Origin of the sequence: Pseudomonas frederiksbergensis, assembly GCF_003732275.1 — a bacterium.
In the GTDB taxonomy this organism is placed as follows: Bacteria; Pseudomonadota; Gammaproteobacteria; order Pseudomonadales; family Pseudomonadaceae; genus Aquipseudomonas; species Aquipseudomonas frederiksbergensis_H.
In genome coordinates this window covers 131,784-144,238 of sequence record NZ_MOBM01000040.1, presented here as the reverse complement: position 1 = coordinate 144,238, position 12,455 = coordinate 131,784, and the positions used below count along the sequence as shown (strand labels likewise).

At 59.9% G+C, this 12,455-nt stretch carries 11 protein-coding genes; 6 read left to right on the top strand and 5 right to left on the bottom strand.

Annotated features, from left to right (window positions below; translation table 11 throughout):
- Window positions 1-705 precede the first annotated feature (705 nt).
- The gene (locus BK662_RS31715; protein WP_123360860.1) at window positions 706-1,323 is read left to right on the top strand and encodes a LysE family translocator; all 618 of its coding nucleotides are present in this window, start codon (window positions 706-708) and stop codon (window positions 1,321-1,323) included.
- 97 nt (window positions 1,324-1,420) lie between these two features.
- On the opposite strand, the gene katG is transcribed toward BK662_RS31715, so the two are convergent.
- Window positions 1,421-3,709 carry a catalase/peroxidase HPI gene (katG, locus tag BK662_RS31710; RefSeq protein WP_123360859.1) on the bottom strand — a complete coding sequence of 763 codons (2,289 nt, stop codon included), beginning with the start codon at window positions 3,707-3,709 and terminating at the stop codon, window positions 1,421-1,423.
- A gap of 538 nt (window positions 3,710-4,247) precedes the next feature.
- On the opposite strand from katG, the gene BK662_RS31705 reads away from it, so the two are divergent.
- Both BK662_RS31705 and BK662_RS31700 read left to right on the top strand, forming a co-directional pair.
- Window positions 4,248-4,619: a hypothetical protein gene (locus tag BK662_RS31705; protein WP_123360858.1), complete on the top strand. Its 372-nt coding sequence runs from the start codon at window positions 4,248-4,250 to the stop codon at window positions 4,617-4,619.
- Between the two features lie 3 nt (window positions 4,620-4,622).
- Window positions 4,623-4,799: a DUF1289 domain-containing protein gene (locus BK662_RS31700; protein ID WP_123360857.1), complete on the top strand. Its 177-nt coding sequence runs from the start codon at window positions 4,623-4,625 to the stop codon at window positions 4,797-4,799.
- 16 nt (window positions 4,800-4,815) lie between these two features.
- On the opposite strand, the gene BK662_RS31695 is transcribed toward BK662_RS31700, so the two are convergent.
- Window positions 4,816-5,709 carry a LysR family transcriptional regulator gene (locus tag BK662_RS31695; RefSeq protein WP_123360856.1) on the bottom strand — a complete coding sequence of 298 codons (894 nt, stop codon included), beginning with the start codon at window positions 5,707-5,709 and terminating at the stop codon, window positions 4,816-4,818.
- A 128-nt stretch (window positions 5,710-5,837) separates the two neighbouring features.
- Here BK662_RS31695 and BK662_RS31690 point away from each other — a divergent pair, with 128 nt between their 5' ends.
- From BK662_RS31690 to BK662_RS31680, 3 genes are all read left to right on the top strand, one after another.
- Window positions 5,838-7,259, top strand: coding sequence for an MFS transporter (locus BK662_RS31690; protein WP_123360855.1), 1,422 nt, complete (start codon window positions 5,838-5,840; stop codon window positions 7,257-7,259).
- An 84-nt stretch (window positions 7,260-7,343) separates the two neighbouring features.
- Complete coding sequence (locus tag BK662_RS31685) at window positions 7,344-8,318, top strand: quinone oxidoreductase family protein (protein WP_123360854.1); 975 nt, start codon at window positions 7,344-7,346, stop codon at window positions 8,316-8,318.
- Between the two features lie 29 nt (window positions 8,319-8,347).
- Window positions 8,348-9,277, top strand: coding sequence for a LysR family transcriptional regulator (locus tag BK662_RS31680; RefSeq protein ID WP_123360853.1), 930 nt, complete (start codon window positions 8,348-8,350; stop codon window positions 9,275-9,277).
- Window positions 9,278-9,412: 135 nt separating this feature from the next.
- Here BK662_RS31680 and BK662_RS31675 read toward each other — a convergent pair whose 3' ends face one another.
- The 3 genes from BK662_RS31675 to BK662_RS31665 all read right to left on the bottom strand — a co-directional run bounded on the left by BK662_RS31675 (window position 9,413) and on the right by BK662_RS31665 (window position 12,429).
- A complete protein-coding gene (locus tag BK662_RS31675; RefSeq protein ID WP_123360852.1) occupies window positions 9,413-10,876 on the bottom strand; it encodes a GDL motif peptide-associated radical SAM/SPASM maturase in 1,464 nt (487 codons plus the stop codon).
- A gap of 271 nt (window positions 10,877-11,147) precedes the next feature.
- Window positions 11,148-11,729 (bottom strand): DUF1842 domain-containing protein, encoded by a 582-nt coding sequence (locus BK662_RS31670; protein WP_123360851.1) that lies wholly within the window; start codon window positions 11,727-11,729, stop codon window positions 11,148-11,150.
- A gap of 52 nt (window positions 11,730-11,781) precedes the next feature.
- Entirely contained in the window at window positions 11,782-12,429 is a 648-nt protein-coding gene (locus tag BK662_RS31665; RefSeq protein WP_123360850.1) for a DUF1842 domain-containing protein, read from the bottom strand.
- Window positions 12,430-12,455 lie beyond the last annotated feature (26 nt).

Below are 12,455 nucleotides of genomic sequence, written 5' to 3'. Positions count from 1 at the left end.
TGCTGTCCGGATCGAATAGATCAAACAGTCAGTCAATCAAGGTCGCCAGGTATCTGCGTGACCGATTAGAGAAACTTGAGCTGTGTGACTCAAGCGAACGGATAGACCTGGCTTCCAGTCGGCTACCGCTGTGGCCAGAAGAAGAGACCGACAGAGTCTGGAATGGAATGTAAAGCCAGGATCAAAAGATCGCAGCCTTCGGCAGCTCCTACGGGGCAGGAAATTCGGGGGGTTGTTCGGGGGGCGGCGTCGTGCTGATCCGTGTTTTTCTGGGCTATCTGCATCTGTAATGGAGTCAGCCTGCGGCTCACAATGACAACACGGTCAGCAGTGCGGTAGCCGCTGCACCGCAAACTCATTACGTAGGAGGCCCCATGGGCAAGATGGCATTTTTCCTGGGTGGATTTCTGGTGTTGACCATTTTGATTGGCGCGCTTGCCACGATTTCTCCGGTGTAAGGAGAAGGTGGGTTGCCCATATTCCAGCGAGTTGCGCAGCAAAAAGCCCCGTCCCATTTTTAGGGGGGTGGGGCTTTTTCTTTTTGCAGATCAAGCGCGGCCCGAGCCTGAAATGATTGCTCCTGGCGTAAAAATACAACTACGCCGAAAAGCCCTGTATCGAATTATTGTTTCGTTGTACGTTGAGTCTGCGGGAGGCCTTGATCTGAAAGACCGTCCCTAGCCACAACACTCGCAAGGAATGCAGATGATCGATGGTCCCGCCGTTTTGACAGTCTTTTTGGTTTACCTGGCCGGTGTCGTTATTCCAGGGCCAAATTTCGTTGCAGTAGTCCACAAAGCGGTGGCAGCTACGCGGGCAGAAGCTTTGGCCTTGGTAGCAGGCATCGTATTGGTCAATTTATTCTGGGCCACCTGTGCAATCGCAGGTATCGGCGTTGTATTTGCTGCTTTCCCTTGGGCGGCGTTGATCGTAAAAGTTATGGGGGCAGCCTATCTGATCTGGTTTGGATTCGGACTGCTGCTCAAGGCCGGGAAGAGCGCACTCGCCCCCTGTGATAATGCTGTCGTCGGAAACTTTCGGCAGTCATTCATTCAGGGGGTCGTTACGAACATTGGCAACCCTAAATCCATGGCCTTCTATGCCGCTATTTTCTCAGCGGCAGCCCCCACCCGCGTTGCACCAGGCACGTTTTTGTCGATGCTGGCAGTCGTAGTGGTGGTTTCGATGACTTGGTATGGAGTGGTCGCAATCGCTCTGTCGCAACCTGAGATCGCTTCAGCGTATCGAAGGAGGAAAAAAGCTATCGATCGACTGTGCGGCGGTTTGATTTTGTCTCTGGGGATTCGGCAGCTAGTTCAATAAGTCCACGATTGGGTATCTATCCTGGCCGATAGATCAGCAAAAAGCACAACGCCTCCACACAGGGAGGCGTTGCGGGTTTTCAGCAATACCGCTGGCGTTACTTAAGATCAAACCGATCCAGATTCATCACCTTGACCCAAGCCGCAACGAAGTCTTTCACAAACTTCTCCTTCGCATCGTCGCAGGCATAGACCTCAGCCAATGCCCTCAACTGCGCATTCGAACCAAACACCAGATCAACACGCGTACCCGTCCATTTAAGGTCGCCGGTTTTCCGATCGCGGCCTTCAAACTCTTCATTGGCCTCCGACACCGGTTTCCATTCCACGCTCATATCGAGCAGGTTTTTGAAGAAGTCGTTGGTCAACGCTTCTGGTTGTTTGGTGAAGACGCCATGCTGGGTTTGTCCGACGTTGGTATTGAGCACGCGTAGCCCACCAATGAGCGCGGTCATTTCTGGCGCGGTGAGAGTCAGCAGTTGCGCCTTGTCGATCAGTAAGGCCTCGGCCGGTACGCTGTAGCGGGATTTGAGGTAGTTACGGAAGCCATCGGCGGCGGGTTCGAGGAACCCGAAGGATTCGACGTCCGTTTGTTCTTGCGAGGCGTCCATCCGGCCCGGAGTGAAAGGCACCGTCACGGTCTGGCCAGCATTTTTCGCTGCTTGTTCGACGCCGGCACAACCAGCCAGCACGATCAGGTCTGCCAGCGAGATTTTCTTGCCGCCGCTGTTGAACTCGTTCTGGATGCTATCGAGTTTCGTCAGTACGCTCGCCAGTTGCTCAGGTTGGTTGGCTTGCCAGAATTTCTGCGGAGCCAGACGCAGGCGCCCGCCGTTGGCGCCGCCGCGTTTATCGGAGCCGCGGAAGGTGGAAGCTGCTGCCCAGGCGGTCGAGACCAGTTGCGAAACGGTCAGGCCGCAAGACTGGAGTTTGCCTTTGAGTGCGGCGACGTCGCTGTCGTTGACCAGGGCATGATCGACCTCCGGAATCGGGTCTTGCCACAGCAGTTCTTCGTTGGGCATTTCCGGGCCGAGGTAGCGGGAGAGGGGGCCCATGTCGCGGTGGAGCAGCTTGAACCAGGCGCGGGCGAATGCGTCGGCCAACTGGTCCGGGTTTGCCAGGAAGCGCCGTGAAATCGGCTCATAGATCGGGTCGAATCGCAGGGACAGGTCCGTGGTCAGCATGGTCGGATTACGCCGCTTCGACGGGTCGTGAGCATCCGGAATGATGCCCGCGCCAGCACCGCCTTTCGCCGTCCACTGGCTGGCACCCGCCGGGCTCTTGGTCAGTTCCCACTCGAAGCCGAACAGGTTTTCCAGGTAGTTGTTGCTCCACTTCGTGGGCGTGGTGGTCCAGGTCACTTCCAGGCCGCTGGTGATGGTGTCACCGCCCTTGCCGCTGCCGAAGGTGCTCTTCCAGCCCAGGCCCTGAGCTTCGAGGCCAGCGGCTTCGGGCTCGGCACCGACGTTGTCGGCAGGGCCGGCGCCGTGGGTCTTGCCGAAGGCGTGGCCACCGGCGATCAGCGCTACGGTTTCTTCGTCATTCATCGCCATGCGCCCGAAGGTCTCGCGGATGTCCACCGCCGCAGCGACCGGATCCGGGTTGCCTTCCGGGCCTTCCGGGTTGACGTAGATCAGGCCCATTTGCACCGCGGCGAGCGGGTTTTCCAGGTTGCGTCCTCCGTCGGTACGGCTGTCCTCGTTTTCCCCCGGCTCAGCAACGAGTGGGCCTTCGCCGGGTTCTTGCATGGGTTCCTTTTTGTCTTTTTCGTAGCGGGTGTCGCCGCCCAGCCACTTGTTTTCCGAGCCCCAGTAGACGGCCTCATCCGGTTCCCAAACGTCTGGCCGACCGCCGGAAAAGCCGAAAGTCTTGAAGCCCATGGATTCCAGCGCGACGTTACCGGTGAGCACGATCAGGTCGGCCCAGGAGATGTTGCGACCATACTTTTGCTTGATCGGCCAAAGCAGCCGGCGTGCCTTGTCGAGGCTGACGTTGTCCGGCCAACTGTTGAGTGGCGCGAAGCGCTGCTGACCGGAACCGGCACCGCCACGACCGTCACCGGTGCGGTACGTGCCGGCGCTGTGCCAGGCCATGCGAATAAACAGCGGCCCATAGTGACCGAAGTCTGCCGGCCACCAGTCTTGCGAATCGGTCATCAGCGCGTGCAGGTCTTGCTTGAGCGCCTGAAAGTCCAGGTTTTTGAACGCTTCGGCGTAGTTGTAGCCCTCATCCGTGGGGTCGGACAGCCGCGAATTCTGGTGCAGGATCTTCAGATTCAGTTGGTTCGGCCACCAATCGCGGTTCGTCGTACCACCGCCCGCGGCGGCGTGATTGAACGGGCATTTCGATTCATTTGCCATGTGTGCGCTACCTTTGGTCGTATTCATCCGGCTATCCGGCCCGGGGTGGGCGCGCAATAGCGACGAGCGAAATCAATGACATAGGCTGCAGGGCCAGCAGTTCGATCAATTGATCGTCGTGGTCACGCGGGAAGTCTGGAGAGCAGCAATCGAGTTGCCAGCACGGTGGCCCACGGCAAGCCTAGTACGCTTCTGACTCATTCGTATCTTTTATCAGGTATCAACCGGCCGACTTGCGCCAGCGCTGCATTAAGGTTAGACGCCTATAAAGCAGTCAGCTAATAGGTGGAGTATTAGGGGGTGATAGGCATTTTCTTTTATCTGAGCCGTCGAGATGGGGCCGAGCAAAAGATCGCAGCCTTCGCAGCTCCTACAGGGCATGCGTCGTTTACATGATCATGTTCCAACACAAAACCTGTGGGAGCGTGGCTTGCCCGCGATGACGGCAGCACAGACGCAGCCGCTCTTGAATCAGCCCGAATCCATGTCCGCTCCACCGTTTTTCACTGAACGGTATCGTATGATGAGCCCTTTGCATCGACGCCCACCCGAGGACCCTTACCCGATGTCTTTAAGCAAACGCGATCAGGCCCACATCGAACGTCGCCTGGTCGCCACCCTGACCGAGGCGTGTGAAACCGCCAAAGCGGAAATAGTCGGGTTCTGCTGGCTGACCCACGAAATCGATTACGACGTCTTTCCTTCCAGCCTGCGGGTGATCTGGGTCTTCGATACGCAGGCCAACAAGGATCAGGCGCTGGCGAGCGGGCAGGGTGAGCGCATGGTCGAACTGACGGCCGTGGCGTTAAGCGAAGCGGACGTTCTCGTCAGCCCGGTAGAGGCCCATGTGCAGTTTGATTCTGAAGAACAATGTCAGCGCGCCAATGCCGGCAACTGGCAGCAACGCCTGGCGCCCAAGCGCTCGACGCGGGGTTGAAGCGTGGCCAAGGATATCGAAAATCCGTGTGTTTCCATTTGCCAGCTGAGCGGTGAACTGTGTGTCAGTTGCGGCCGCACCAAGGACGACATCAGAAAATGGAAGCGCATGAAGCGTCCGGAAAAAATGGCGGCGGCGCAACGGGCGAGTTTACGGTTGAAGGGGCTGCAGAAAAAATGAAGTCAGGTCTGAAATTCTAGGGCTGCGCACAAACCTCCCGAACACATTCACGCAGCCACCGATGTGCTGAGTCGGCATCCATCCGCGGATGCCAGAGCATCGAAATGGTGATCGGTGGCAGGTCGAACGGAAGGTCAAAACTGTGCAGGCCGGCGCGCAGGTTTCGGGTGTGTTGCGCAGGCACGGTGGCGATCAGGTCCGAGGCGCGAGTCAGCGCCAACGCGGCCGAAAAACCGCCGACGATGGAGACGATTTCCCGCTCCAGTCCCAGCACTTTCAAGGCTTCATCCATCGGCCCTTTATCGAGCCCGCGACGTGAGACCAATATGTGCTTGCCAGTGGCATAACGGGAGGCGGTGACCTCGCCCTGGCTCAGCGGATGCCCCGTGCTCACGACGCCGATGAAGCGATCTTCGAACAACGCCCGGGTGCGCACTTCCGGGCTCGTCGTGCCGCCGACCACGCCGGTTTCCAGGTCGACGGAACCGTCGCGGAGCGCTGCGCTGTCTTTGTTCAGCTTCTGCATAAAGTGCAGACGCACGCCGGGTGCTTGTTCGCTGACGCGTGCTATCAGCGCCGGGCCGAAGTTTTCGACGAAACCGTCGCTGGTGCGCAGCGCGAACGTTCGAACCAGTTGCTTGAGATCGAGCTGTTCGACGGGGCGTAACACAGCTCCGGCGTCTTGCACCAATCGACTGACGTGTTCGCGCAGTTCCAGCGCTCGGGGCGTCGGCACCAGCCCGCGTCCGGCCCGGACCAGCAGCGGGTCGCCCGTCGTTTCGCGCAATCGCGCCAGCGCCCGGCTCATGGCCGACGGGCTCAGGCGCAGTCGTTGGGCGGCGCGTGCGACGCTGCCTTCGGCGAGCAGCACATCCAGGGTAATCAGCAAATTCAGATCGGGAGTCGTCATGCCACAACGTTAGCACGGCGAGCGAGTGACATGGCGTCAAACGCATCTATCAAGTGCAAGTCGTGCGCCTTCCGCCATGTCACGTGCGGGCATACGCTGCTGATCTACCTTTCAGATGTGGCCAAACCATGAAACTCATTACCCAATCAGGCTCGGCTCGCTGGGCGCTCGCCAGTCTTTCGCTGTCGATGTTGATGCCCTCACTCGACACCAGCATCGCCAACGCGGGTTTGCCGACACTGGCCGAGGCGTTCGATGCTTCCTTTCAGCAAGTGCAGTGGATCGTTCTGGCGTATCTGCTGGCGCTCACCACGCTGATTGTCAGCGTCGGACGATTCGGTGACCTCGTCGGCCGTCGACGTTTGCTGCTGGCGGGCATCGGCATTTTCACCCTGTCATCGCTGGCGTGTGGTGCCGCGCCGTCGCTTGGGTGGCTGGTTGGCGCCCGGGCAGTGCAGGGGCTCGGGGCGGCGATCATGTTGGCGCTGACCGTGGCGTTTATCGGTGAGACGGTGCCGAAAGCGCAGGCAGGCAGCGCCATGGGGCTGCTTGGCACGATGTCGGCGGTCGGTACCACGTTGGGGCCGTCGCTCGGTGGGATGTTGATCGCGGGTGTTGGTTGGCAGGCGATTTTTCTGCTCAACGTGCCGCTGGGTATTCTAAATATCTGGCTCGCGCATCGCCATTTGCCGGCGGATCCTCAGCGAGCGAAAGCGCGGCGGGTGGGTTTCGACAAGGCAGGCACGTTACTGCTGGCGTTGACGCTCGGGGCGTATGCGCTGGCCATGACGATCGGGCACGGTGATTTTGGTCCGCTCAATATCGCGCTGCTGCTGACGGCTGTTTTCGGCGTTGGGCTTTTCATATTCGTGGAGGCCAGAGTTGCATCGCCATTGATTAAATTGGCGCTGTTCCGGGAGCCGGGATTGAGCGCAAGCCTGGCCATGAGCACGCTCGTTTCGACGGTGATGATGGCGACGCTGGTGGTCGGGCCGTTTTATCTTTCGGGAGCGCTTGGGCTCTGTACGGCATTTGTCGGCCTTGCCTTGTCGGTCGGCCCGTTGGTGGCGACGCTGACCGGGGTGCCGGCCGGTCGCCTGGTGGACCGTTTTGGCTCTCGGCGCATGACCGTCGTCGGGCTTGCTGCAATGGCGCTCGGCACAGGTGCGTTATCCATGACGCCAGCGGGTTTTGGCATCCTCGGTTATCTCGCGCCCATCGCGGTGGTCACTGCCAGCTACGCGTTGTTCCAAGCGGCCAACAACACCGCGATCATGACCGACATCCGTCCGGATCAGCGCGGTGTGATTGCCGGCCTGCTCAGCCTGTCGCGCAATCTCGGCCTGATCACCGGAGCCTCGGTCATGGGCGCGGTGTTTGCCTTTGCCTCGGCGACGGCAGACATCGCTACGGCATCTCCCGCCGCCATCGCCAACGGTATGCGGATAACGTTTGCCGTCGCCGCGCTGTTGATCGTTCTGGCACTGGTGATTGCGCTGGCGCTGCGAGATTCACACTGCTGCACTGCATGCAGTAATGAACTGCAGTGAAGCTGTATTGTTCATCTGAAATCGAATGTCGATACTTCCCGCACATGGCGCAGATGGGCTGCGCTGAAGTGAAGGAGTCAGGCAATGGTTTCTGTCGTTCGTATCGCACACACCGGCGCACCTGAGGTGATGACCATCGAGCAAGTGCCGGCGCGTGAGCCGGGGCCGGGTGAAGTCTGGCTGGAGCAGGAGGCGATTGGCGTCAACTTCCTCGATGTGAGTCAGCGCAAGGGTGCCGTGCCGCTGCCATTGCCGTCGGGTCTGGGCCTTGAAGGGGCTGGCCGGGTTGCCGCCATCGGCGCGGGAGTGAGCAACGTCAAGGTAGGTGATCGGGTGGCCTACGCAACAGGGCCTGTTGGCGCTTACGCCAGTGCGCGCCTGTTTCCGGCCGAGCGGCTGGTGCCGATTCCTGACGCGTTGACGGCTGAAGAGGCCGCCGCCGTGTTATTCAAAGGCATTACCGCGCAGTACCTGCTGAAGACGACGTATCCGGTCGGCCCCGGCACCACCCTGGTGTTGTATGGCGTAGCGGGCGGCCTCGGGCAGATCATGGCAACGTGGGCCAAACACTTGGGAGCCTTTGTCATCGGCATTGTGTCCCGGGCCGAGAGTGTCGAGACAGCCAAGGCGCTGGGCTGCGATGCGGTGCTGGTGTTCAATGCCCAGACACTCGCCGCGGACGTCGCGGAGATCACCCACGGCAAGAAAGCCGATGTGGTCTACGATCCCATCGGGCGGGTGTCGTTCGAAGCGTCGCTCGACTGCTTGCGACCACGTGGGTTGATGGTGTCTTTCGGGGCATCCTCCGGAGCGCCGACAGCGGTCGAAGTGGGCACCCTCAATGCCAAGGGCTCGTTGTTCCTGACCCGTCCTTCACTCGCCGCGCACTCCACTGACATCGCCGAATACCGGCAACGGGCCGAGGATGTACTGGCCGCGGTCGAGGCGGGCATAATCAAACCCGGCATCTGGGGCCGCTATGCATTGGCCGATGTGGCCAAGGCTCATGCCGATCTGGAAGGTGGCCAATCTCGCGGAGCGATCGTCCTCAAACCCTGATCGTCTGTTACCTGAAAAAAGAGTGTTTTGTGAACCCACTGGACAGCCGCCACATCGATGAAATTGCAGCACTCCTTGCGGTCGCCTCGGCGCATTCGTTCGTGGCCGCCGGACGGTTGCTGCAACGCCATCCGACGGTGATTTCAAAGCGCCTGGCGGCCATGGAAAAGCGCTTGGGCGTGCGGCTGATGGAGCGTACGACGCGACAAGTGCGGTTGACCGATGCCGGCAGCCGCCTCGTCGAACGCCTGCGCTCCGCCACGGGGTTGATCATCGAGGCGGAGCAGGAAGCGTCACTGGGCGCGGCGCAGGTTCGCGGCGTCTTGCGCCTGGCTTTTCCCGCCGCGATGGGGCGCTTGTGGCTGGCGTCGATGTTGCCGGAATTTCTGGCGGCTCATCCATTGGTTTCCGTCGAGGTGGATTACAGCGATCGCGTGGTCGACATCATTGGTGAAGGATTTGATGCGGCGATTCGTATCGGCGAATTGAACGACAACCGCCTCGTCGCGAAGAAGCTCAGCGATCATCGCCGCATTCTCTGCGCTTCACCGAGTTACATTGAACAGCACGGCTTACCGGCCAGTCCGAAAGAACTGACCGAGCACAACTGCCTGGGCTTTACCGGCCTTGCGGCGTTTCCTGAATGGCGTTTGTCGAAGGGTGATCGACAGGAGAGGGTCATCACCAGGGGAACCTTGACCTCGAACGACGGCGAAGCGTTGCTCGCCGCGGCCAAGGCCGGCGTCGGTATTTTGGGCGCTGGCGAGTGGCTGATGAGCCGGGAAATCGCCAACGGCCAGATGGTTCGCGTTCTGCCGGAGTGGGACCTGGATGCCCAGGGCGGGATCTATCTGGTGCGAGCATCCGCCGCGTTCACACCGGCAACGCTCATGGCCTTCAAGGAATGGCTGGAGGCCAGATTTGCGCAAGGGCCGCCTTGGCAAATGCCCGTCAGCTAAGATGCGATACCTGTGGGAGCGGGCTTGCTCGCGAAGACGGCGGCACAGTCAACATTGATGTCGCTGACACACCGCTTTCGCGAGCAAGTCGAATCGTCGCACCGCCGCTCCCACATGGATTGCGCCATTACTCCCTTACATCAAGGTATTTTGCGGCATCCCCAGCAGGCCGGTCAGGGTGTTGATTATCGCTTGTTGCCGCGCACGGTCTGTCTGGTACACGGCTTCAGCGGCGACGACATCGGCGTTGCAGTGAGGGCAGGTCACTTCGTGCGCATGGATGTACTGCAAGCAGCCCCGACACAGCGCCAGTTGCGGTGGAATACGTCCTTCGTCCGGCGATTTCTGGCCCTGGTTCGCCCAGGCCAGTTTGATCACCTGGCCGCTGTCGCTGACGCTATTGACCTTCTCGCCGGTGTCGATGCGTTCGGTGATCAGGTCAAAACGTCCGACGGCGAAGGAGGTCTTTGCCGCGTCTTCGAGTTTGACGATGCGCTCGCGCAGCCCGCTTTTTTGCAGGTCCAGCGCGCGGTAATGGCAGTAGGGATTGTTGCCGGGTTTGCCGAGCAGGGAGTGTGACGTCCAGGTGCAGCCGCCACGGCAGACATCGTTGTAGTAACAGCTTCGGCAGTAACCCCACAGATCCTCGACGCCGCGCAGGCGGCCAAAGTGCATGCCTTCGCTGTAATGCCAGATATCGTGCAGGCTCATGTTGCGTACGTTGCCGCCCGAAAACCCCACCGTCGCCAATGACGGGCAACCCTTGACGGTGCCGTCGGCTTCCAGCGCCAGCACGGTCTGGCCGGCGGCGCAGCCACTCCAGTGCACGCGCTCGTCGCCGAAACCACGCCACATGTGTTCATAAGGACCGTAGTAACCAATGTTGTTGCCCACGTTCATCAGCAGGCCGCGGTCAACGCCTTCGCGATACAAACGCGCCAGCAACGGCATCACTTCCAGCAGTTGATACGGCTGCAATAACAGCTCCGGATGATCGACGGCATTGCCCATCGCGACCGTCAGCTGGATCTGCCAGTGAGTGGCGCCGAGGCCGATGATCAGGTCCATCAACTCGGGCAGATCGGGCAACGTGGCCGCGCCGATTTGGGTGTTGACGCTCACCGCAAGGCCGGACTGTTTGGCCCGTCGCAAGGTGTCTACCGCCTTGTCGAACGAGCCCGGAACATTGCGCACGGCGTCATGCAGCGGGGCCAATCCATCCAGTGAAACACCGACGCCATTGAGCCCGGCATCCACCGCTGCCTGCATTTTCGCCGGTGTCAGGTTGCGCCCACCGGTTTGTATGGCGCAGTACATGCCGTGATCGTGGATGGCCTGGATCAGTTGGGTCCAGTCCTTGCGCAAATAGGCTTCACCGCCGATCAGGGTGATTTCGCGAGTGCCAAGGGCCGCCAGCGAATCGATGACGTCCAGGCATTCCCGGGTGTTCAATTCGTCGGGGCGTCGATGGCCGGCGCGTGAGCCGCAATGCAGGCATTTGAGATCGCAGGCCAGGGTGATTTCCCAGACCACATGCACCGGCACGTAGCGTTTGAGGTCGGTTTCACTGAGGTAGCGGGCAGGGCGACTGTCTGACATGGAAAATCCTTGCGCACAACGCGTGCGCGGCACGAATCCATCGAAGTGTTCGCGCCTTCCCTGTGTCAGTGGCGCGACCGGATTTACCTGGTGAAGTTGAAAAGAACCCGGGCTCGGCTGATGCCAGTCAGTTAAGAACTGAACACCGCAGCCCTGTGGGAGCGAGCCTGCTCGCGATAGCGTCGGGTCAGCCAACATTGGCGCTGAATGTACCGCCGTCATCGCGAGCAGGCTCGCTCCCACAGGTTGGGGCCGGGCCCGGGTAGTTCGGTTAGCGAGCCTCCAGCCGAGCGATTTCAACGTTCAACTGGTCCAGCGCGTTGCGCAGTGCACCGCTATGGGCCAGTTGCTGTTCACCCTGGCTGACCACGGCTTTCAGTTGCGCCAGGTCACCGCTGGCTTGCGCTTGCTGTACCGCTACGGCGTAGAGCGGTACCGCATGGTGCGGGTGCTCTGGGCGCACAATAACGGGAGCCTGGCTGACCGCTGCGTGTTTCACGTAATGCCATTGGCCCTGATTCTCGTACTTGTAGTCGGCGTAACCGCTCGCCCAATCGCCACCTAAAATGCCCTTCAAACCGAAGGTCTGGGCGATCTGGCTGAGAGGGCCGCTCGGGCTGCCGGCCAAGGTGAGGATGATGTGGTTCTCCGCCGTCGGCACCAGTTTGGCCTCGGAGTACTCACCCCATACACGGGCACGAAAGTTGAGGGGCGGGTAGGTGCTTTGGAAAATACTGGCAATCCCGCTGACTTTTTTCTTTGTGGTATCCACCAGCAGATCGAGGGTTAAAACCGGTGCGCCGAGCAGGTGATTACTGACATTGAGGCGGGTATGAAAAAGTCCGATTGACATGGTGCTACTCCCTTATTTGTATTCAAGACAAGTCGGGCATTTCGTGGTCGGCTCAGCGACGTTCCTGTCTGCTGATTTCTTCCTTGGCCGTTTCAAGCGCACTCTGCAGTTTGGGTTGCTGATCCAGTTGCTGCTGGGCCAGGCGTGCCAGGTTTTTCATTTGGGCCAGGTCACCGCTGGCCATGGCACTTTGAATCGGTGCGGCGTACAGCGGCATGATTGGCGGATACGATGATTCCGGCGGAATGACCGGGCCGGGTTCCAACGGCAGCGAGGAGACGTGGGACGGCACCGCCTCAATGAGATGGGCGGGCGCATTGTTGACCTCGACCCACTGCTGCTGAGCATTCAAGTAGGAATAGGTGGCGACACCTTCTTTCCAGTCGGTGCCCACCACCAGTTGCAACTTGAAATTCACGATGGAATTCGAGCCTGAGCTGCCGTGATTGCCTTGTGCGGTGATCAGGATTTTGCTGACGCCGGGTGACATGACCGTCAGGTAGGTGTACTCGCCCCAGACATCGGAATGCACATCCAGCGGCGGGTTGGTCGCCTGAGTGATTGCAGCGGTGCCGTTGACAGTCTCATCAGGGGTAAAGACCAGAAGATTGAGTGCCAGACTTTGTGCACCCGGCATCGAAGTACCAATTCGGTAGCCAAGCGGGAACAAACCGACAAGTTGCTGATTAGAACCAGACATGGTTATTGCCTCCATTGCAATAAGGG

What these genes read in the sequence shown, in the direction of transcription:
- BK662_RS31715 (WP_123360860.1), top strand. Translation starts at nt 706, where the DNA reads ATGATCGATGGTCCCGCCGTTTTGACAGTCTTTTTGGTTTACCTGGCC.
- katG (WP_123360859.1), bottom strand. Translation starts at nt 3,709, where the DNA reads ATGAATACGACCAAAGGTAGCGCACACATGGCAAATGAATCGAAATGC.
- BK662_RS31705 (WP_123360858.1), top strand. Translation starts at nt 4,248, where the DNA reads ATGTCTTTAAGCAAACGCGATCAGGCCCACATCGAACGTCGCCTGGTC.
- BK662_RS31695 (WP_123360856.1), bottom strand. Translation starts at nt 5,709, where the DNA reads ATGACGACTCCCGATCTGAATTTGCTGATTACCCTGGATGTGCTGCTC.
- BK662_RS31690 (WP_123360855.1), top strand. Translation starts at nt 5,838, where the DNA reads ATGAAACTCATTACCCAATCAGGCTCGGCTCGCTGGGCGCTCGCCAGT.
- BK662_RS31685 (WP_123360854.1), top strand. Translation starts at nt 7,344, where the DNA reads ATGGTTTCTGTCGTTCGTATCGCACACACCGGCGCACCTGAGGTGATG.
- BK662_RS31675 (WP_123360852.1), bottom strand. Translation starts at nt 10,876, where the DNA reads ATGTCAGACAGTCGCCCTGCCCGCTACCTCAGTGAAACCGACCTCAAA.
- BK662_RS31670 (WP_123360851.1), bottom strand. Translation starts at nt 11,729, where the DNA reads ATGTCAATCGGACTTTTTCATACCCGCCTCAATGTCAGTAATCACCTG.
- BK662_RS31665 (WP_123360850.1), bottom strand. Translation starts at nt 12,429, where the DNA reads ATGTCTGGTTCTAATCAGCAACTTGTCGGTTTGTTCCCGCTTGGCTAC.